Below are 21134 nucleotides of genomic sequence, written 5' to 3' on the forward strand. Positions count from 1 at the left end.
CACTCCGTCATCCTCGGGCTTGACCCGAGGATCCATCTCGGTACCCTATTTCCATAGGTGTCATGGTGACGGCAGAAGCCCGCAGATCCTCGGGTCAAGCCCGAGGATGACGGAGTTGGAGGGTAGCGCGGAGCCGGAAGCCCCGCACCTGATCCGCTTTACAGAATATACCGCGACAGGTCCGTGTTGGCGGCGAGATCGCCGACATGTTTTTGCACATAGTCCGCATCGATCTTCAGTGCTTCACCGGACTTGTCGGGTGCAGCATAGGAGATTTCGTCCAGCACACGTTCCATCACCGTCTGCAACCGCCGGGCGCCGATATTCTCGACGCTGGTGTTGAGCTTGACGGCAACATCGGCGAGCGCGTCCAGCGCATCCTCGGTGAAGTCGAGATCGACACCTTCGGTTTCCAGAAGCGCCTTGTACTGGCGGATCAGGCTCACTTCCGTCTCGGTGAGGATACGGCGAAAATCCTCCTTGGTCAGAGCCTTCAGCTCGACGCGGATCGGCAGGCGGCCCTGCAGTTCCGGCAGGAGATCGGAGGGTTTCGACACATGGAACGCGCCGGAGGCGATGAACAGGATGTGGTCGGTTTTCACCGGGCCGTATTTGGTCGCAACCGTCGTGCCCTCGACCAGCGGCAGCAAGTCGCGTTGCACGCCTTCACGCGACACACCGGCGCCCATGCCGCCATCGCGCGCGGCGATCTTGTCGATCTCGTCAAGGAAAACGATACCGTCGTTTTCAGCAGAACGCACGGCCTCGCGCTGGATCTCCTCATTGTCGAGCAGTTTGTCGGATTCGTCGTTGATCAGGATGCCGTAGCTTTCCTTGACCGTCGTGCGGACCTTCTTGGTGCGCGGCCCCATGGCCTTGCCGAACATTTCCGACAGGTTGAGAACGCCGATATTGGCACCCGGCATACCGGGGATCTCGAAGCCGCCGCCGGGCGTCGCCGTGTCGGCGATCTCGATGTCGATCTCCTTGTCATCCAGTTCGTTGGCGCGCAGCTTCTTGCGAAAGCTGTCGCGGGTCGCCGGCGAGGAGGTGGCGCCGACCAACGCATCGAGCACCCGTTCTTCGGCGTTCAGATGAGCCTTGGCCTTGACGTCGGCGCGCTTCTTTTCGCGCACCAGGCCGATGCCGACCTCGACCAGGTCACGGATGATCTGTTCGACATCGCGGCCGACATAGCCGACTTCCGTGAATTTCGTCGCTTCGACCTTGATGAACGGCGCGCCGGCAAGCTTGGCCAGCCGCCGGGAAATTTCCGTCTTGCCAACGCCGGTCGGGCCGATCATCAGGATGTTTTTCGGCATGACCTCGTCGCGCAACTCGTCGGAGAGCTGCTGGCGGCGCCAGCGATTTCGCAGCGCAATCGCGACGGCGCGCTTGGCGTCATGCTGACCGATAATGAACCGATCCAGCTCCGACACGATTTCGCGGGGTGAAAATGTTGTCATTGTCTTCTTTCAAGAATGCGCCGATGACACATCGACTGCTTCGCAATTACGCTGCATCGAGCGTTTCGACCACCACATTGCCGTTGGTATAGACACAGATATCGCTGGCGATTTCCATCGCCCGGCGGGCAATCTCTTCGGCTGATTTGTCCGTGTCCATCAACGCACGCGCGGCCGCAAAGGCGTAGTTGCCGCCGGAGCCGATGGCAATTGTGCCGTGTTCGGGCTCGAGCACGTCGCCATTGCCGGTGATGGCAAGGGTGATGGATTTGTCGGCGACCAGCATCATCGCTTCGAGATTGCGCAGATACTTGTTGGTGCGCCAGTCCTTGGCAAGCTCGACGGCCGCGCGCATCAGCTGATCGGGATACTGCTCAAGCTTGGCTTCGAGCCGCTCCATCAGCGTGAAGGCATCGGCGGTCGAACCGGCGAAACCGGCGATCACCTCGCCCTTGCCGAGACGGCGGACCTTGCGGGCATTGCCCTTCATCACGGTCTGCCCGAGACTCACCTGGCCATCACCGGCCATCACCACCTTTTCGCCCTTCCGGACGGTAATAATTGTTGTCATGAAACCCTGCCTGCCCGGATGCCGGGCCGTTTCGAGGCGCCGAACACCGGCTCCGTTGAAGTCTATGTAAGTGCGCTTCTGGCGATTGCAAATAGGCTGTGTCGAGCACCTTCAGCGCGCCAGTCAGGCCTGTATTTCGTGCATGACAGAATCGTGGCGGCACTTCTGGATATTTCGGCCACCGCCTGATATGGAGCGGCTCTGTTTCATTCCGGAGAACCTGATGGCCGACCAGCAGATGAGCCGCACCGGCAGCGTTTCGCGAAAGACGAACGAAACCTCGGTGACCGTATCCGTCAATATCGACGGAACCGGCGTGTCGAAAATTTCGACCGGCGTGGGCTTCTTCGACCATATGCTCGACCATCTTTCGCGCCATTCGCTGATCGACATGGACATCCATGCCGACGGCGACCTGCATGTCGACGACCACCACACGGTGGAAGATGTCGGCATTGTCATCGGCCAGGCGCTGTCCAAGGCACTCGGTGACCGTCGTGGCATTACCCGCTATGCCTCGATCGATCTTGCCATGGACGAAACGATGACCAAGGCGGCCGTGGATGTGTCCGGGCGTCCCTTCCTCGTCTGGAACGCTACCTTCTCGGCGCCGAAGATCGGCACGTTCGATACCGAACTGGTGCGGGAATTCTTCCAGGCGCTGGCGCAGCATGCCGGCATCACGCTCCATATCCAGAACATCTATGGCGCCAACAACCATCATATCGCCGAGACCTGCTTCAAGGCCGTTGCCCGCGCATTGCGCAGCGCGACAGAGATCGACCCGCGCCAGGCAGGCCGCGTTCCCTCGACAAAGGGCACGCTGGTCTGACCCGGACTTGTTTGAAAGGTTGGCTGACATGGCCTCCTATCTGGTTCTGACACCTCCCGGCGCACCGAAAGACGACGACGGTGCCCGGTTCATCGCCGACAAGTTTTCATGGCTCGCCTTTGTCTTCCCGGCCATCTGGCTGCTGTTCAAGCGCCAGTGGGTCGCCGGCATCGGCGTGGCCGTTTTCCAGGGCCTGGTGACCTTTCTCACACGGGATCCGAGCGCAATGCTGGCTGGTCTTTTGATCGAGCTGGCGCTGCGCATGCTCGTCGCGCTCGAAGGCCCGGCCTTTATCGTCCGCCGACTGGAAGCGCACGGCTGGACATTGCAGGCGGTCATCACGGCCGACGACCTGACGGCGGCGGAAATGATCTACGACCATCAGACCGCCGCGACGGCACCAGCGACCACCAGCTGGCTGGCACCGGCGCTGCCGGCCGCCGCCACGCAATCCACCGATGGCCGCGCGGCTTTCGGGCTTTTCGAGAATTATGGGGAACGTTGATGCGCGTTGCGATCATCGATTACGGGTCGGGCAACCTGCGCTCGGCGACCAAGGCCTTCGAGCGCGCGGCGCGCGAAGCCGGCATCGACGCGGAGATCGACCTGACGGACAGACCGGACCGCGTTGCAAGCGCCGACCGCATCGTGCTGCCCGGCGTTGGCGCCTATGCCGACTGCCGCCGCGGCCTCGACGCCATCGACGGCATGAAAGCGGCCCTGACGGACGCCGTCGAGACGGCCGGACGGCCCTTTCTCGGCATCTGCGTCGGCATGCAGCTGATGTCGTCGCGGGGTCTCGAAAAGACGACGACGAACGGCTTCGGCTGGATCAAGGGCGATGTCGTCGAGATGGTGCCCTCCGATCCCGGCTTGAAGATCCCGCAGATCGGCTGGAACACGCTGGACCTGAAGAAGGCACATCCGCTGTTTGACGGCATCAGGACCGGCGCCGACGGCCTGCACGCCTATTTCGTCCATTCCTATCACCTCGCCGTCGAAAATCCGGATGACCTGATCGCCACCACCTCCTATGGCGGCGCGGTCACCGCCTTCGTCGCCAACGGCAACAAGGCCGGGGCGCAATTCCATCCGGAAAAGAGCCAGACGCTCGGCCTTGCCCTCATTTCGAATTTTCTGCGCTGGAAGCCCTGAACTGGAAAACGCCATGATCCTTTTTCCCGCCATCGACCTCAAGGACGGCCAGTGCGTTCGCCTCAAGCTCGGCGACATGGACCAGGCGACCGTCTACAATCCCGACCCCGGCGCGCAGGCGAAAGCGTTCGAGGACCAGGGCTTCGAATGGCTGCATGTCGTTGACCTCAACGGCGCCTTTGCCGGCGAAACCGTCAATGGCGCGGCCGTCGACGCCATCCTCAAATCCACCAGGAACCCGGTGCAGCTCGGCGGCGGCATCCGCACGCTCGACCATATCGAGAACTGGCTCAGCCGAGGGCTGGCGCGCGTGATTCTGGGTACGGTCGCGGTGCGCGATCCGGCGCTGGTGATCGAAGCCTGCCGCACATTCCCGGGCAAGGTCGCCGTCGGCATCGACGCCAAGGGCGGCAAGGTGGCGGTCGAGGGGTGGGCGGAAGCCTCTGAACTCGGCGTCATCGAGCTTGCCCGCAAATTCGAAGGCGCAGGCGTCTCGGCGATCATCTATACCGATATCGATCGGGACGGAATCCTCACCGGCATCAACTGGGATTCGACGCTGGAACTGGCCGACGCCGTTTCCATCCCCGTCATCGCGTCGGGTGGCCTCGCCTCGATCGACGATATCCGCCGCATGATCCGGCCGGATGCGGCCAAGCTCGAAGGCGCCATTTCCGGGCGCGCGCTCTATGACGGGCGTATCGACCCGGCCGAAGCGCTGGCGCTCATTCGCGGCAGACAAGGAAATGCAGCATGACCCTCAAGGCCCGCGTTATCCCCTGTCTCGACGTCAAGGACGGCCGCGTCGTCAAGGGCGTCAGCTTCGTCGACCTGATCGACGCCGGCGATCCCGTCGAATCGGCCAAGGCCTATGATGCAGCCGGTGCCGACGAACTGTGCTTCCTCGACATCACCGCCTCCTCCGACAATCGCGATACGATCTTCGACGTCGTCGCCCGCACGGCCGACCATTGCTTCATGCCGCTGACGGTCGGTGGCGGCGTGCGCTCGGTCGCCGATATCCGCAGGCTGCTTCTGGCCGGCGCCGACAAGGTATCCATCAACTCGGCGGCGGTCAGCAATCCGGATTTCGTGGCGCAAGCCGCAGACAAGTTCGGCAACCAGTGCATCGTCGTCTCGATCGACAGCAAGAAAGTCTCGAAGCCGGGCGAGGAAGACCGCTGGGAAATCTTCACCCATGGCGGCCGCAATGCCACCGGCATCGACGCTGTCAGCTTCGCGGAAAAGATGGTCAAGCTCGGCGCCGGCGAACTGCTGCTCACCTCGATGGACCGCGACGGCTCGAAGACCGGCTATGATATCGCGCTGACCCGCACGATCGCCGACCGCGTTTCCGTTCCGGTGATCGCGTCGGGCGGCGTCGGTACGCTCGATCACATGGTCGAGGGCATTCGCGACGGTCACGCGACGGCGGTGCTCGCCGCCTCGATCTTCCATTTCGGCACCTATAGCATCGGCGAGACCAAGCGCTATATGGCAGAGCATGGCGTCGCCATGCGGCTCGACTGAGCGCAAGGACATGAAACAGATGAGCGACTTCACCCTTTCCAGTCTTGAGGCGATCGTCGCGGCGCGGGCCAAGGCATCGCCGGAGGAATCCTGGACGGCAAAACTCGTATCCCACGGACAGGGCAAGGCGGCGAAGAAGCTGGGCGAGGAAGCGGTCGAGACCGTGATCGCGGCGATTTCCAACGATCGCGCCGGCCTGGTGGCCGAAAGCGCCGATCTGCTCTATCACCTGATGGTCGTATTGAAAATTGCTGATATTCCATTGCAGGATGTGATGAACGAACTCGAGCGGCGGACCCGCCAGACGGGCCTCCAGGAAAAGGCAAGCCGGTAGACATTCCATGACCATCGCGGCAAAAGACATCGGGCAAGCCGACATTCCGGATCATTTCGACAATAGGGACTATTCACCCTACAGCTTCTTCTCGGCGGAGGAATGGTCCCGGTTCCGGGCGGATACACCGCTGACGCTGACATCAGACGAAGTTCAGCGCCTGCGCTCGCTGAACGACCCGATCGATCTCAGCGAGGTCCGACGCATCTACCTTTCCCTGTCGCGACTGCTGTCGGCCCATGTCGAATCCTCGCAGATGCTGTTTGCCCAGCGGCAGCGCTTCCTCAGCAGGTCTGGCGAAGCGAAAACCCCGTTCGTGATCGGCATTGCAGGGTCCGTCGCCGTCGGCAAGTCGACCACCGCCCGTATTCTCGCCGAACTGCTGTCGCGCTGGCCATCAAGCCCGAAAGTCGACCTGGTGACGACGGACGGTTTTCTCTATCCGAACGCGACGCTGCTGCGCGAAAACATGATGGACCGCAAGGGTTTTCCGGAAAGCTACGACATCGGCGCACTCCTGCGCTTCCTCTCGGCCATCAAGGCCGGGCAGCCGAACGTCAAGGCGCCGACCTATTCGCACCTGACCTACGATGTGCTGCCGGACCAGTTCCAGATCATCGACCGCCCGGACATCCTCATCTTCGAGGGCATCAACGTGCTGCAGTCGCGCAACCTGCCGGCGGACGGCAAGATCGTGCCGATGGTCTCGGATTTCTTCGATTTCTCGATCTATATCGACGCCGAGGAAAGCCTGATCCACACCTGGTACGTCAATCGTTTCATGCGCCTGCGCCAGACCGCGTTCCGCAACCCGGATTCGTTCTTCAAGCGCTATGCCGAAGTGAACGAGGAAGAGGCGCTTTCGATCGCCGAAGGGCTCTGGCGCAACATCAACCTGAAGAACCTGCGCCAGAACATCCTGCCGACAAGGCCGCGCGCCGACCTGATCCTGCAAAAGGGTCCCAACCATCTGACCGAGACGGTCGCGCTGCGGAAGCTGTGAGGAATGATGATTCAAACGGTCAGCGTTTGTGGAGACCGAAATTGGCCGACAATCATCAAACCGTCACCCGCCGGAGCGTCAGGTTGATCCGACCGCCATTCTTCAACAGCATCGACGTATTCGGATAAATCTTGTCGACGCCATGAAACGCCAACCGTCCCTCGCCGCCGAGCACGACGATATCGCCGCTTGACAGCTTGAAGGACAAGGTCCGGTCCGTGCGCTCGCGTCCGCCGACGCGAAACAGGCAGGTGTCGCCGAGCGAAATCGAAACGACCGGTGCCTCCAGATCCTGTTCGTCGCGGTCCTGGTGCAGGCCCATGCGGGCATCGTCGGTGTAGAAATTGACGAGACAGGCTTCGGGTTCCCTGGAACTGCCTGACACCGTCCGCCAGAGATCGAGAAGCATTTCCGGGATGACCGGCCAAGGCCTGCCCGTCACGGGATGCCGGGGCTGATAGCGATAGCCTCGATCCTTGTCCGTCACCCATCCGAGCGGGCCGCAATTGGTCATGCGCACCGACATCGGTTTGCCTGTGCGCGGCATGACCGGCACGAAGAGTGGAGCATCAGCAACGACGGCACGGATGCTCTCGACCAGAGCTTCCTGCTTTTCGCGGTCGAGGAAGCCTGGAAGATGGCGGATGCCCCTGGGCAGCACCTGCATCGAATGCGCCTATTCCAGACCGAGCAGCGCAGCCGGCACGCCGTAGCGCTGCTGCCAGAGGGCATAACCGACATCCGTCGGGCCGACCATGTGATCGATCATGTTCCAGCGGCCGGCCTGAAACCCCATCAGGCCATAGATCGTCAACCCGTCCATCATGTCGGATTCGCCGGCAAATCCGGTTTCCTCGGGATCGATCACGCCGCCGCCCGGCCGTTGCGGCTCGACCTGCACAAAGGCCCAGTTCGGCGTGACCCGGATCGTGGTGACGACGAACTCGACAGGACCGCGCATTTCCGCTTCAACAGCAGGACGCAGGGTATCCATCAGCGCTGCGCGTTCCGCCGAGCCCTTGGCGGGCTCGCGGAACGTCAGGGCCAGCGCAGGCCCGCTCATGACCGTCATAGCAATAAAAATCGACAGGACCGCGCCGGCAATTTTCATGATCATGCCTGGCCCAGATCCGGAATGCGCAGGACCTGACCGGGATAGATCTTGTCGGGATGGGACAGCATCGGCTTGTTTGCTTCGAAGATCACGGTGTTTTTCGCGCCCTTGCCCTTGCCGTACTGGGCTTCGGCGATCTTCCAGAGATTGTCGCCTTTCTTCACGGTATAGAAGACCGGCGCCTTGGCCGCCACGGGCGCCGCCGCCGGCGTTTCCGCCACCTTCAACTCGGATGCCTCGACCTGCGAGATGCCGAGCGTATTGCCGACCGCGACAACCGCCTTTTCGAAAGCCGACTGGTCCTTCACCGTGCCGCTCAGCACGATCTTGTCGCCTTCGACGGCAACATCGACCTTGTCGGTGCCAAGATCGTGGGACGACAGTTCCTTCTTGACGGATTCGGCATCCGGCGCGTCATCGTCCCCGCCGATGCCAAGCTTCTTGCCGGCATTCTTGATAAAGCTGAACAGACCCATGGCACTTCTCCCTTTGATGTTTGATCCGACGTAACAGAGTGCGGTGACAGGCAAAAAACAAGGCCTGCGGGAAAATTGACCGTTTCAGTCGCCTTGCGGGCGCCCACGCATCTTCTTGACCTCGCCCCGGCCGGTCTTTTCCTTCAGCCGCCGTTCGATCGAGCCCTTGGTCGGCTTTGTCTTGCGGCGCGGCGGTGGCGGCGGTTCGGCGGCTTTCAGAATCAGTTCCTTGAGCCGTTCGCGCGCATCTTCCCGATTGCGTTCCTGGCTGCGAAACCGGCTCGCCTCGATCATCAGCACGCCATCCTTGGAAACCTTGCGGCCGGCCAGCTTGATGGCATTGTCGCGCACCCGCTCCGGCAAGGCAGGCGACGCCTGGATGCCGTAGAAGAGCTGGACGGCGGTCGAGACCTTGTTGACGTTCTGGCCGCCCGGTCCGCCGGCCAGAACGAATTGCTCCGTCAGTTCCCAGCCGGCGATGACGATACGATCGTTGATGTAGAGCGGTTCGCTGGCCATTCCGTTGTTCCTTCACCCGCTCTATCTCACAGGATGGCCCGCTTGGAAACGCACTGCGCCCTGCAAACGGAAAAACCCGGCACTTTCGCGCCGGGTTTCACGTGAATCATAGCCTGCGATCAATGCTGGCGGCTTATTCGGCGGCCAGCTTGACGCCGGGGGCCGCATCAAGCACCCCGCCGTCGACATGATCTTCGAACTTGGCGAAGTTGGCGACGAACATGTCCACCAGCTTGCGCGCCTGCGCGTCATAGGCGGCGCCATCGGCCCAGGTCGAGCGCGGATCGAGGATGCTCGAATCGACACCGGGCACGGCAACCGGGACCGCGAAGCCGAAATTGCTGTCGGCGCGGAAATCGGCCGAGGCCAGTGAACCGTCGAGGGCTGCTGCGAGCAGTGCCCGCGTCGCCTTGATCGGCATGCGCTTGCCCGTTCCATAGGCGCCACCGGTCCAGCCGGTGTTGACCAGCCAGCAATTGACGCCGTGCTCGGCGATCAGTGCTTTCAGCAGATTGCCGTATTCCGACGGGTGACGCGGCATGAACGGCGCGCCGAAGCAGGTCGAGAAGGTCGCTTCCGGTTCGGTCACGCCCTTTTCCGTGCCGGCCACCTTGGCGGTGTAGCCCGAGAGAAAATGGTACATGGCCTGGTCCGGCGTCAGACGGGCGATCGGCGGCATGACGCCGAAGGCATCGGCCGTCAGCATGATGATCGTGCCGGGATGGCCGGCCGTTCCCGAAGCGCTGGCATTCGGGATGAAGTCCAGCGGATAGGCGCAGCGGGTGTTTTCGGTCAACGAGCCATTGTTAAAATCCGGAACACGGTTTTCATCGAGGATGACGTTTTCCAGCACGGTGCCGAAGCGGCGGGTTGTGTCGAAGATTTCCGGCTCGGCCTCGGCCGACAGACGGATGGTCTTGGCGTAGCAGCCGCCTTCGAAGTTGAAAATGCCGTCCTCACCCCAGCCATGCTCGTCGTCGCCGATCAGCGTGCGCTTCGGATCGGCCGAGAGTGTCGTCTTGCCGGTGCCCGAAAGACCGAAGAAAACCGCGGCGTCACCATTCGGGCCGACATTGGCCGAGCAGTGCATCGGCATGACGCGCCTGGCCGGCAGCAGGTAGTTCAGCATCGTGAACACGGCCTTCTTCATCTCGCCGGCATAGGACGTGCCGCCGATCAGGATGATGCCCTTGGTGAAGTTGCAGGCAATGACCGTTTCGGTACGGCAACCGTGACGCGAGGGATCGCCCTTGAAATCCGGCAGGTCGATGATCGTCAGTTTCGGCACGAAGGCGGCGAGCGTGGCGCGGTCCGGACGGATCAGAAGATTGCGGATGAACAGCGAATGCCAGGCGAATTCCGTGATGACGCGGGTCGGAAGAGCGTTGGCCTTGTCGGCGCCGCCGATGAGATCCTGCGCGTAAAGCGACTTGCCTTCGGCATGGTCGAGCATGTCCTTGTGCAGGATATCGAAGTGCTCGGGGGACATGGCATTGTTATTGTCCCACCAGATCTTGTCCGCCGTGCTTTCATCGCGAACGACGTATTTGTCCTTCGGCGAACGGCCGGTGTGCTGGCCGGTCAAGGCGCGAACGGCACCGTGGGCGGTTAGCTGCGCCTCGCCGCGGCGCAGGATTTCCTCATAGAGTTCCGAGGTGCCGAAGTTATACCGAACCATGTCCAGGTTGGTGAAACCGATCGATTCCAGCCCAAGCGACGGGTTGTGAATACCAAGTTCCTGCATGATCCGGCGATCCTCCATTGATTTACCGAAAGGCGTTGAATGTTAGCGACCATAAAAGAACGGCTGCAAAAAGACAAGATTGCTGTCGTAAAAAATATAATGATTTCAGTATATTAATCGATTTAAAAGAAAATATCGCTTTTTTAATCGGTTTAAACAGACGTTTTTGAGGTGTGTGTTTTCGATTGGTCAACGCCGATCCCAGGCATTCTCCCGTTTTTGAATTTTACTTCGCCACAATTTGTTCCACCTTTATACTCAAGAAACGCGTGATACCGCAGCTTGAACCCTGGCAGCAGGGCTCACCTCGGAGGCGCAAAATGGTGGAGCCATACACGATGCAGACGATTGCACTTGTCGATGACGACCGGAATATCCTGACCTCGGTGTCGATTGCGCTGGAGGCGGAAGGCTACAAGGTCGAGACTTATACAGACGGTGCATCGGCGCTGGACGGCCTGCTGGCCCGCCCGCCGCAGCTTGCCGTCTTCGATATCAAGATGCCGCGCATGGACGGCATGGAACTGCTGCGCCGCCTGCGCCAGAAATCCGATATCCCGGTGATCTTCCTCACCTCCAAGGACGAGGAGATTGACGAACTCTTCGGTCTGAAGATGGGCGCCGACGACTTCATCACCAAACCGTTCTCGCAACGACTGCTGGTTGAGCGTGTCAAGGCGATTCTGCGCCGTTCGGCCAACCGCGAGGCCGCCGCTGCGGCCTCCTCCGGTGGTGGTGCTGCAAAAACGGCCGCCGATATACAGGCCCGCTCGCTGGAACGCGGCCAGCTTTCCATGGACCAGGAACGCCACACCTGCACCTGGAAGAACGAACCGGTGACGCTGACGGTCACTGAATTCCTCATCCTGCATTCGCTGGCGCAGCGCCCGGGCGTGGTGAAGAGCCGCGATTCGCTAATGGACGCCGCCTATGACGAGCAGGTTTATGTCGACGATCGCACCATCGACAGCCACATCAAGCGGCTGCGCAAAAAGTTCAAGATGGTCGACAACGACTTCGACATGATCGAAACGCTCTACGGCGTCGGCTACCGCTTCCGCGAATCGACCTGACCGTCGGCAACTGATTTTTTTGGAGCGCCGGCCGCCCCGAACGCGGACTGGGGCGCGGACTGGCATGGCCTGTCGCGGCGCTGTATGGTAGGGCTCCGCGCCGAACCGGTCGCGAACCGCGCGATCGGACCTTCCGGCGCCATTCGGGCCACATGCAGCGGATGCCGTCATGACATGCGGGAGCCGCGAAAGCGGAGATTGAGGCTTGGTCGAAGTCTTGCGAAACATCGATATGGATGACAGCGACGGAAAGGCCAAGTCCGGCCGGACCTGGGCGCATCCGTTTACGCTGATCCGCCGGCTGTTCGGCAATGCCGTCTTTTCCAGCCTCACCCGCCGAATCCTGTTCTTCAACCTCGTCGCGCTCGTCGTTCTCGTCGGCGGCATCATGTATCTCAACCAGTTCCGCGAGGGGCTGATCGACGCCCGCGTCGAAAGCCTTCTGACCCAGGGCGAGATCATCGCCGGCGCGATTGCGGCCTCCGCCTCCGTCGATACCAACTCCATCACCATCGATCCTGAAAAACTGCTGGAACTGCAGGCCGGCCAGAGCATCACGCCGATCCCCAGCGATGAGGATCTCGAATTCCCGATCACCCAGGAGCGTGTCGCGCCGGTGCTGCGACGGCTGATCTCGCCGACCCGTACCCGCGCCCGCCTGTTCGACGCCGATGCCGACCTGCTGCTCGATTCCCGCCACCTCTATACCGGCGGCCAGGTCCTTCGTTTTGACCTGCCGCCGATCGAGCCGGAGCCCGTCACCTTCTCGGAGCGGATGAACAGCTGGTTCAACCGCATCCTGCAACCAGGCAACCTGCCGCTCTACAAGGAGCCGCCGGGCGGCAACGGGTCGATCTATCCGGAAGTGATGAATGCGCTGACCGGGGTTCGCGGTGCGGTCGTGCGCGTCACCGAAAAGGGCGAGCTGATCGTCTCCGTCGCCGTGCCTGTCCAGCGTTTCCGCGCCGTGCTCGGCGTGCTGCTGCTATCGACGCAGGCCGGCGATATCGACAAGATCGTCCATGCCGAGCGGCTGGCAATCATCCGCGTCTTCGGCGTCGCGGCCCTCGTCAACGTCATCCTGTCGTTGCTCCTGTCGAGCACGATCGCCAATCCGTTGCGTCGCCTGGCCGCTGCCGCCGTTCGCGTGCGGCGTGGTGGCGCCAAGGAGCGCGAGGAAATCCCGGATTTCTCCTCCCGCCAGGACGAAATCGGCAACCTTTCCATCGCGCTTCGCGAAATGACCACCGCGCTCTATGACCGGATCGCCGCGATCGAGAATTTTGCCGCCGATGTCAGTCATGAGCTGAAGAACCCGCTGACCTCGCTGCGCAGCGCCGTCGAGACGCTGCCGCTTGCCCGCACAGACGATTCCAAGAAGCGGCTGATGGATGTGATCCAGCACGACGTGCGCCGCCTCGACCGGCTGATCAGCGATATTTCCGACGCCTCGCGCCTCGATGCAGAACTGGCGCGCAGCGACGCCAAGGCCGTCGATCTGGAAAAACTGCTCGGTGATCTCGTCGAAATTTCCCGGCAGATCCGCAGCGGCAAGAAGGCCGTGCAGCTCAGCTTCCTCGTCGAGCGCAAGGACAATCCGAAGGCCCGGTTCGATGTCGGCGGCTACGAGCTGCGCGTCGGCCAGATCATCACCAACCTCATCGAAAACGCCCGCTCCTTCGTTCCGGAGAAAGACGGCCGCATCGTCTTGCGGCTGACCCGCACCAGGAGCCGCTGCATCATCTATGTCGAGGATAACGGCCCGGGTATCCAGGCCGAGGATATCGACCGGATTTTCGAGCGCTTCTACACCGATCGTCCGGAGGGCGAGGATTTCGGCCAGAATTCCGGTCTCGGCCTCTCCATTTCCCGCCAGATCGCCGAAGCCCATGGCGGTTCGCTGAAAGCCGAGAACATGATGGATGCAAGCGGCCATATCACCGGCGCCCGCTTCATCCTGTCGCTGCCGATCGAGAGCAATTCGTGACGGGCCAAGTCTCGAATCAAACGATGAACGTTCACGCCACCGCCGTGGTACTGGGCACGAAAGGCTTTCTGTTCATCGGCCCATCGGGCACCGGCAAGACGTCGGCGGCGCTTTCCTGCCTATCGGCTGCGAAAGCCGAAGGGCTGTTTGCGGCGCTGGTCGCCGATGACCAGGTCCTCGTTTCCATGATGCAGAGGCAGGTCGTCGCACGCCGCCCGGCCTCCATTGCCGGCTTGGCCGAAATTCGCGGGGCCGGCATCGTACCGGTCGACACGATCCCGGTTGCGGTGATGGATTTTGCCATTTTGCCGGTCAAATCGCCCTTCGAACCGCGTCTTCCCCCCGAAAACGAGAGGTTTGAGCTGCCTTCCGGCGATTTTTTGCCTCTGCTGCGACTGCCCCTCGTAGAGGGCATGAATTCCTTCGACAATTTGCGGCGGCTTTTGCCTCTGAATGCCCGTTTTTAAGGAGAATCGTGCCTCCAAAAGGGGCATATGAGGATTTTTGACTTGCACTTCGCCTTTTCCTTGCCAAGATGGCCGCCCCATAGGTGGACGAAATTGCTGCATTGCGATATCTGACCATCCTGAGATTTGCAGATGCAGTTGGAGCGAAGACATCATGATCGGACTTGTGCTTGTCACACACGGCAAGCTGGCTGAAGAGTTTCGTCATGCTCTGGAGCATGTCGTCGGTCCGCAAAAGTCAATCGAGACTGTCTGCATCGGCCCGGAAGACGACATGGACCAGCGGCGGCAGGATATTCTCCAAGCCGTCCTTTCCGCCGACGAGGGCAAGGGCGTCATCATTCTCACCGACATGTTCGGCGGTACGCCATCCAATCTTGCGATCTCCGTGATGCAGAGTGGCACCGTCGAAGTGATCGCCGGTGTCAACCTGCCGATGCTGATCAAGCTTGCCGGCGTCCGCGGCGAAAGCGACATGGACAAGGCGCTCGTCGAAGCGTCGGAAGCGGGCCGGAAATATATTAATGTCGCAAGTCGTGTCCTCAGTGGCAAATAACGAGACATCAGCAATGACACTGTCCCGCGACCTTCCGATCGTCAACAAGCGCGGCCTGCACGCGCGCGCCTCTGCCAAGTTCGTCCAGACGGTCGAAGGTTATGATGCCGAAATCCATGTCTCCAAGGACGGCATGACCGTCGGCGGCACCTCGATCATGGGCCTGATGATGCTGGCCGCCAGCACCGGCAGTTCCGTCGCGGTAACCGCCAGCGGCCGCCAGGCGAAGGAAGCGCTCGATGCCCTCGACGCGCTCGTTGCCGACAAGTTCGGCGAAGAAATGTAGGCGCCGGATCGTTACCGAGCAAGGCTCCGATCCGCCTGCATGGCTGCCACGGCCTTGGGGACATAAAGACATAAAGACTTCTTTATGTCCTGTTGCTCCTTTTCATGAATCCTGATAGATGAGGAACAAACTTCCTGCTGCCATGCGGGGGTTAAGAATTTTAGTGCGCCTCGCCCGGCCTGATTCTCGTCAGGCCTCCGGCATGGAGCACCAGCCCGGAGACTTTCATGAGCACGAAGAACGACTATCACGTCGCGGATATCGGCCTTGCCGATTTTGGCCGCAAGGAAATCACCATCGCCGAAACGGAAATGCCGGGCCTGATCGCCTGCCGCGAAGAGTTCGGCACGGCCAAGCCACTGACGGGCGCGCGCATCACCGGTTCGCTCCACATGACCATCCAGACGGCCGTTCTCATCGAGACGCTGGTGGCGCTCGGCGCCGAGGTGCGCTGGGCATCGTGCAACATCTTCTCGACGCAGGACCATGCCGCAGCAGCGATCGCCGCGACTGGCGTTCCGGTCTTCGCCGTCAAGGGCGAGACGCTCGAGGAATACTGGACCTATACCGACCAGATCTTCCAATGGGCCGATGGCGGCGTTTCCAACATGATCCTCGATGATGGCGGCGATGCCACCATGTACATCCTGCTCGGCGCCCGCGCCGAAGCCGGCGAGGATGTCCTGTCCAAGCCGGAATCCGAGGAAGAAGAAATCCTCGTCGCCCAGATCAAGAAGCGCCTTGCCGCTTCGCCGGGCTGGTTCACCAAGCAGCGCGACGCCATCAAGGGCGTGACGGAAGAAACCACCACCGGCGTTAACCGTCTCTACCAATTGCACGCCAAGGGCCTCCTGCCCTTCCCGGCCATCAACGTCAACGATTCGGTCACCAAGTCGAAGTTCGACAACAAGTATGGCTGCAAGGAATCGCTGGTCGATGGCATCCGCCGCGGCACCGACGTGATGATGGCCGGCAAGGTTGCCGTCGTCTGCGGTTATGGCGATGTCGGCAAGGGCTCGGCTGCCTCGCTGTCGGGCGCCGGCGCCCGCGTCAAGGTCACGGAAGTCGATCCGATCTGCGCCCTGCAAGCCGCCATGGACGGTTTTGAAGTCGTCCAGCTGGAAGACGTGGTCTCTTCGGCCGACATCTTCATCACGACGACCGGCAACAAGGACGTCATCCGCATGGACCACATGCGCGCGATGAAGGACATGGCGATCGTCGGCAATATCGGCCATTTCGACAACGAAATTCAGGTCGCGGCACTGCGGAACCTGAAATGGACGAACATCAAGCCGCAGGTCGACCTCATCGAGTTCCCCAAGGGCAACCGCATGATCCTCCTGTCGGAAGGTCGTCTGCTCAACCTCGGCAACGCGACCGGCCACCCGTCCTTCGTCATGTCGGCCTCGTTCTCCAACCAGGTCCTGGCGCAGATCGAGCTGTTCACCAAGGGTGACGCTTACGAAAAGGGCGTCCACATCCTGCCGAAGCATCTTGACGAAAAGGTCGCGCGCCTCCACCTCGCCAAGCTGGGCGCCAAGCTTACGGAACTGTCCGAAGAGCAGGCCGGCTATATCGGCGTGACGCCGCAGGGTCCGTTCAAGTCAGAACACTACCGCTATTAATCCTTACCCGGATAATCCACAACATATAGAGGCCGCGATCTTGACAAAAGACCGCGGCCTCTTTTTTCGCCTCGCCCTTCCCGACGATTCCCCAAAGGCGTATGTTTTTGGGACAATGATTCGGGACGAAGATGCGGAACAGACGCGTCCGGAATCGGGATGTCTTGTCGTCAAGGCGGCATACAGACAAAGACATGCCGGACTGCAATCGGAATTGAACGAGGCCTGCTTCCGCAGGATTTCGATTAATACTGCATGGCGATTTGCAACCGGACCGATGGCCTTGCGCCGTGCCTGACTGACAAGGTCGGGGCACGATTCAAGGTGTTGAATACATATACGATCGTCCGTGATTCGGGTTTCCCGAGCACCGGTCATATGTGGTGCAAACGGGGAAGCACGCCATGGAAAGAGATCCTTCGAAACGCGCCGGCGGCCGGATTCCATCCCTGTTGCGACGGTTCCTGGCAAGCTCGGCGCTTGCCGCGATGGCCGGCCCAGCGGTCGCGGCCGTCGGGGACCTGACCAGCACCAGCCTTTTCCGCTCGTCCGAAGTCATCACCTTTTCCGTTCTCATCGGCGTCATCTCGGCCGCGATGATCTCCGCCATCTGGCTGATCCGCCAACGCGGCAATATGGAGACCGACAATCGAGAACTGACGGCGGCGCTTGCCGACGCAAACCATCGTATTTCCCGCTTCCAGGCGCTGATCGCCGACAAGAACCGCCGCATCGTCGTCTGGGAAGGACTGTCCGACAAGCCGGAATTCCTTGGCCAGTTGCCCGCCGAGACTGGCGCGCCGCAGGACGACCGCGATTTCCTGGCCTTCGGCCGCTGGATCAAGCCGCAATCCTCGTCCGAGCTCGAAAAGGCCATCGAACTTTTGCGGTTGACCGCCCAGAGCTTTGACCTGGTGGTCGAGACCACGCGCGGCGAGATCATCGAAGCGCAGGGCCGCGTTTCCGGCGGGCGCGCCTTCGTGCGTTTCGTGGCGCTCAACAATCTGCGTGCCGAACTGGCTGAAGTGAAACTGGAGCGAGACCGGCTGCACGGATCGCTCGTGAGCCTCCACGCCCTGCTCGACGCCATCGACCTGCCGGTCTGGCAGCGGGGCACGGATGGAAGCATTCTCTGGGTCAACGAAGCCTATAGCGAAGCGGTGGAATCGACCAACCCGTCGGCCGCCGTCAAGGAAAGCCGTGAACTGCTCGCCACCGTCGCCCGCGAAAAGATCCGCGCCGCCAGCACCTATGATTCGCCCTATCGCGACAAGGTCTCGACCGTCGTTCGCGGCAACCGCACCTTCTTCGATGTCGTCGATGCCAAGAGCACGGCGGGTTCGGCCGGCATGGCGATCAACGTCTCCGATGTCGAGGCCGTGCGCGAGGAGCTGAACCGGACGCTGAAGAGCCATGCCGAAACACTCGATCATCTGGCGACCCCGGTGGCGATCTTCGACGGCAGCCAGCGCCTGCAATTCTACAATCAGGCGTTCCAGGCTCTCTGGGACCTCGACATGGGGTTCCTCGAGCGGAAGCCCGACAATGGTGAAATCCTCGACCGGCTGCGTGCCGGCGGCAAGCTGCCGGAACAGCTGAACTGGAAACAATGGAAGGATCAGGCTCTCGCCGTCTATCAGGCGATCGAGACGCAGTCCGATCTCTGGCACCTGCCGAACGGCCAGACGCTCCGCGTCTTCGCCACTGCCCGTCCGCAAGGCGGCGTCACCTGGGTCTTTGAAAACCTGACGGAAAAGGTCGACCTGGAAACGCGTTACAACACTCTGGTCCAGGTTCAGGGTGAAACCATCGACCATCTGTCCGAAGGCGTTGCCGTGTTCGGGCCGGACGGCCGGATCAAGCTGTCCAATCCCGCCTTCCGCGCGCTCTGGGGCGTCAGCGAAATGGAAGCCAAGCCCGGCACCCATATCCGCGCCATCGAGCAGGCCTGCGCGCCCTCTTACGATCAGCCCGATGGCTGGAAGCGGTTCTCGCATCTGATCACCAGCTTCGACGACGAGCGGCCGTCCTGCCAGGGCATCCTTGAGCTGCGCACCGGTCTCATCCTCGATTTCGCCGTCATTCCGCTGCCCAACGCCCAGACCATGCTGACCTTCGTCAACATCACCGACAGCGCGCGGGTCGAGCGGGCGCTGACGGAAAAGAACGACGCGTTGCAGATGGCCGATCATCTGAAGAACGATTTTGTCCAGCACGTTTCCTATGAGCTGCGCTCGCCGCTGACCAACATCATCGGCTTTGCCGATCTTCTGAAGACACCGACCTTCGGTTCGTTGACCGAACGCCAGGCCGAATATGTCGATCACATCTCGACCTCGTCCTCGCTGCTTCTGACCATCGTCAACGACATCCTCGATCTGGCGACCGTCGATGCCGGCATCGTCGAACTCGACCTGTCGGAGATCAACCTCACGGATTTCCTCGACGAAATCTCGCTGCAGATGGCCGATCGGCTGCAGGAAAGCGCCGTGACGCTGCAGATCGATGCACCCGATATGCTGGGCCTGTTCGTCGCCGATCACCAACGCCTGAAGCAGATTCTCATCAAGCTGCTCACCAACGCCGCCAATTTCGCGCCCGATGGCAGCACGGTCGGCCTGACATGCCGCCGCGAGGGCAGCGACTTCGTCTTCAGCGTCACCGACAACGGCGCCGGCATTCCGCAGGACATTCTCGATACCGTGTTCAACCGCTTCGAAAGCCACGGGCAGCACGGCGGCGCCGGTCTTGGCCTGTCGATCGTCGAGAGCTTCGTCAGCCTGCATCACGGCACGGTCTCGATCCGCAGCCGCGAGGGCGAAGGCACCGAAGTCACCTGCCGCATCCCATCAGGCGAACTGCCGAAATTCCAAGCGGCCGAATAATGCAGGCAATCACCCTTTTCCTGAAGGACGAGGCGGCGACGATCGAGCTTGGCGAGGACTTGGCGCTGGCGCTCAAGGCTGGCGACTGCCTTGCCCTTTCCGGCGACCTCGGTGCCGGCAAATCGACGCTGGCACGCGCCCTGCTCCGGGCCATGGCGGACGACGAAGCGCTGGAGGTTCCAAGCCCGACCTTTACGCTGGTCCAGAGCTACGATTTGCGCATCCCGGTTTCGCATTTCGACCTCTATCGGCTGGCCGATGTCTCCGAACTCGACGAACTCGGGTTCGATGAAGCGCTGTCACAGGGCATCTGCCTGGTCGAATGGCCGGAAAATGCCGAAACGGCGCTGCCGAAATCCAGGCTGACCATAACGTTTACGCACCACGGCGATGGCCGTGAACTGTCGATCACCGGTGATGAGCAGGCCTTGAGCCGGATTCGCCGCAGCCTCTCCATCCGCGTCTTTCTCCAAGAGCGTGGTCAGGGCATGGCAAAACGCCGGCACTTAAGCGGCGACGCATCCGCGCGTGCCTATGAGCGCATCCTCGTTGATGGCCAGCCGATGCGGATCCTGATGGACTCGGCCCGTCTCAAGCCCGGCCCGATCCTGCAGGACGGCAAGTATTACCAGCAGCTCGCCCATCTCGCCGAGGATGTCATTCCCTTTGTCGCCGTGGATAAAGACATCCGCGACAAGGGGTTTCGGGCCCCGAAGATTTACGAAAGCGATCTCGATGCCGGCATCCTGCTGATCGAAAATCTCGGCAGCGAGGGAATTCTCGACGCCGAAGGCGCGCCGATCGCCGAGCGTTACCTCGAAAGCCTGCGTGTCCTCGCCCATCTGCACGCCCAACCCGTCACCCGCGACATCACCATTTCACCATCGGTCACGCATCACATCCCCGATTTCGATCGCACCGCGATGAAGATCGAGACCAGCCTGCTGATCGACTGGTACCTGCCCTGGAAACGCGGCGAAAAGGCTTCGGAGGCCGAACGCGCAGCCTATTTCGATGTCTGGGACCATCTGATCGATCTGCTCGCCACTTCGGAAAAGAAGCTGCTGCTACGCGACTTCCATTCGCCCAACATCATCTGGCGTGGCGATCAGTCCGGATTCGACCGCATCGGCATCATCGATTTCCAGGACGCGATGATCGGGCCGACGGCCTATGACGTCGCCTCGATCACCCAGGATGCCCGCGTGACGATCGAGCCGGATCTCTGCGGTCAGATGCTGGCGCTTTACAGTTCGGAGCGAAGTGCGCTTGGCGCCTTCGACGAAGTTACGTTCCGCCGCGACTGGCACCTCATGTCGGCCCAGCGCAATTGCAAGCTCGTTGGCATCTGGGTGCGGCTGATGCAACGCGACGGCAAGCCCTTCTACATGAAACATATGCCGCGGACATTTTCCTACCTTCAGGTGGCGCTCGAACATGAAGCACTCGCGCCCTTGCGCGATTGGTGCATAAAGGCTGGAATCCTGTAAACCGAATCACCGGTCAAG

General features: G+C 61.3%; 22 protein-coding genes. 15 read left to right on the forward strand and 7 right to left on the reverse strand.

Features of this window, described 5'->3' with window-relative positions; all coding sequences use genetic code 11:
- Positions 1–158: 158 nt before the first annotated feature.
- Complete coding sequence (gene hslU / locus VL202_RS05935) at positions 159–1466, reverse strand: ATP-dependent protease ATPase subunit HslU (protein WP_325463220.1); 1308 nt, start codon at positions 1464–1466, stop codon at positions 159–161.
- A gap of 46 nt (positions 1467–1512) precedes the next feature.
- Positions 1513–2037 carry an ATP-dependent protease subunit HslV gene (gene hslV / locus VL202_RS05940; protein WP_325463221.1) on the reverse strand — a complete coding sequence of 175 codons (525 nt, stop codon included), beginning with the start codon at positions 2035–2037 and terminating at the stop codon, positions 1513–1515.
- Positions 2038–2260: 223 nt separating this feature from the next.
- On the opposite strand from hslV, the gene hisB reads away from it, so the two are divergent.
- The 7 genes from hisB to coaA are packed head-to-tail and all read left to right on the forward strand — an operon-like array spanning position 2261 to position 6891.
- Complete coding sequence (gene hisB, locus VL202_RS05945) at positions 2261–2869, forward strand: imidazoleglycerol-phosphate dehydratase HisB (protein WP_325463222.1); 609 nt, start codon at positions 2261–2263, stop codon at positions 2867–2869.
- Positions 2870–2897: 28 nt separating this feature from the next.
- Positions 2898–3374, forward strand: coding sequence for a DUF2628 domain-containing protein (locus tag VL202_RS05950; protein ID WP_325463223.1), 477 nt, complete (start codon positions 2898–2900; stop codon positions 3372–3374).
- Complete coding sequence (hisH, locus tag VL202_RS05955) at positions 3374–4024, forward strand: imidazole glycerol phosphate synthase subunit HisH (protein ID WP_325463224.1); 651 nt, start codon at positions 3374–3376, stop codon at positions 4022–4024. Before VL202_RS05950 ends, hisH begins: the two co-directional genes overlap by 1 nt.
- A gap of 13 nt (positions 4025–4037) precedes the next feature.
- Positions 4038–4781 carry a 1-(5-phosphoribosyl)-5-[(5-phosphoribosylamino)methylideneamino]imidazole-4-carboxamide isomerase gene (hisA, locus tag VL202_RS05960; RefSeq protein ID WP_325463225.1) on the forward strand — a complete coding sequence of 248 codons (744 nt, stop codon included), beginning with the start codon at positions 4038–4040 and terminating at the stop codon, positions 4779–4781.
- Positions 4778–5554, forward strand: a complete 777-nt coding sequence (gene hisF / locus VL202_RS05965; RefSeq protein ID WP_325463226.1) for an imidazole glycerol phosphate synthase subunit HisF — start codon at positions 4778–4780, stop codon at positions 5552–5554. Before hisA ends, hisF begins: the two co-directional genes overlap by 4 nt.
- 19 nt (positions 5555–5573) lie before the next feature.
- A complete protein-coding gene (locus VL202_RS05970; protein WP_325463227.1) occupies positions 5574–5888 on the forward strand; it encodes a phosphoribosyl-ATP diphosphatase in 315 nt (104 codons plus the stop codon).
- Between the two features lie 7 nt (positions 5889–5895).
- Entirely contained in the window at positions 5896–6891 is a 996-nt protein-coding gene (coaA, locus tag VL202_RS05975; protein WP_325463228.1) for a type I pantothenate kinase, read from the forward strand.
- A 55-nt stretch (positions 6892–6946) separates the two neighbouring features.
- Here coaA and VL202_RS05980 read toward each other — a convergent pair whose 3' ends face one another.
- From VL202_RS05980 to VL202_RS06000, 5 genes are all read right to left on the reverse strand, one after another.
- On the reverse strand, positions 6947–7558 hold the full coding sequence (locus VL202_RS05980; protein WP_325463229.1) for an alpha-ketoglutarate-dependent dioxygenase AlkB: 612 nt from the start codon (positions 7556–7558) through the stop codon (positions 6947–6949).
- Between the two features lie 9 nt (positions 7559–7567).
- Complete coding sequence (locus VL202_RS05985) at positions 7568–8008, reverse strand: hypothetical protein (RefSeq protein ID WP_325463230.1); 441 nt, start codon at positions 8006–8008, stop codon at positions 7568–7570.
- Positions 8005–8481, reverse strand: a complete 477-nt coding sequence (lysM, locus tag VL202_RS05990) for a peptidoglycan-binding protein LysM (RefSeq protein WP_325463231.1) — start codon at positions 8479–8481, stop codon at positions 8005–8007. The genes VL202_RS05985 and lysM overlap by 4 nt, the downstream gene beginning before the upstream one ends.
- Positions 8482–8565: 84 nt before the next feature.
- The gene (gene arfB / locus VL202_RS05995) at positions 8566–9000 is read right to left on the reverse strand and encodes an alternative ribosome rescue aminoacyl-tRNA hydrolase ArfB (protein WP_325463232.1); all 435 of its coding nucleotides are present in this window, start codon (positions 8998–9000) and stop codon (positions 8566–8568) included.
- 133 nt (positions 9001–9133) lie between these two features.
- On the reverse strand, positions 9134–10744 hold the full coding sequence (locus VL202_RS06000) for a phosphoenolpyruvate carboxykinase (protein ID WP_325463233.1): 1611 nt from the start codon (positions 10742–10744) through the stop codon (positions 9134–9136).
- 338 nt (positions 10745–11082) lie between these two features.
- Between VL202_RS06000 and VL202_RS06005 the strand changes: the two genes are divergently transcribed.
- The 8 genes from VL202_RS06005 (at position 11083) to tsaE (ending at position 21116) form a co-directional block, all read left to right on the forward strand.
- Positions 11083–11817 carry a response regulator transcription factor gene (locus VL202_RS06005; protein WP_325463281.1) on the forward strand — a complete coding sequence of 245 codons (735 nt, stop codon included), beginning with the start codon at positions 11083–11085 and terminating at the stop codon, positions 11815–11817.
- 232 nt (positions 11818–12049) lie between these two features.
- On the forward strand, positions 12050–13804 hold the full coding sequence (locus tag VL202_RS06010; protein WP_325463282.1) for a sensor histidine kinase: 1755 nt from the start codon (positions 12050–12052) through the stop codon (positions 13802–13804).
- A gap of 23 nt (positions 13805–13827) precedes the next feature.
- A complete protein-coding gene (locus VL202_RS06015) occupies positions 13828–14271 on the forward strand; it encodes an HPr kinase/phosphorylase (protein WP_325463234.1) in 444 nt (147 codons plus the stop codon).
- Positions 14272–14425: 154 nt separating this feature from the next.
- Positions 14426–14827 (forward strand): PTS sugar transporter subunit IIA, encoded by a 402-nt coding sequence (locus VL202_RS06020; RefSeq protein WP_325463235.1) that lies wholly within the window; start codon positions 14426–14428, stop codon positions 14825–14827.
- A 13-nt stretch (positions 14828–14840) separates the two neighbouring features.
- Entirely contained in the window at positions 14841–15113 is a 273-nt protein-coding gene (locus VL202_RS06025) for an HPr family phosphocarrier protein (protein WP_325463236.1), read from the forward strand.
- Positions 15114–15340: 227 nt separating this feature from the next.
- Positions 15341–16741: an adenosylhomocysteinase gene (gene ahcY, locus VL202_RS06030; protein ID WP_325463237.1), complete on the forward strand. Its 1401-nt coding sequence runs from the start codon at positions 15341–15343 to the stop codon at positions 16739–16741.
- A 404-nt stretch (positions 16742–17145) separates the two neighbouring features.
- Positions 17146–19626: a sensor histidine kinase gene (locus tag VL202_RS06035; RefSeq protein ID WP_325463238.1), complete on the forward strand. Its 2481-nt coding sequence runs from the start codon at positions 17146–17148 to the stop codon at positions 19624–19626.
- On the forward strand, positions 19626–21116 hold the full coding sequence (tsaE, locus tag VL202_RS06040; RefSeq protein WP_325463239.1) for a tRNA (adenosine(37)-N6)-threonylcarbamoyltransferase complex ATPase subunit type 1 TsaE: 1491 nt from the start codon (positions 19626–19628) through the stop codon (positions 21114–21116). The genes VL202_RS06035 and tsaE overlap by 1 nt, the downstream gene beginning before the upstream one ends.
- Positions 21117–21134: the final 18 nt, after the last annotated feature.

The organism is Pararhizobium sp., from assembly GCF_035497515.1.
GTDB lineage: Bacteria > Pseudomonadota > Alphaproteobacteria > Rhizobiales > Rhizobiaceae > Pararhizobium.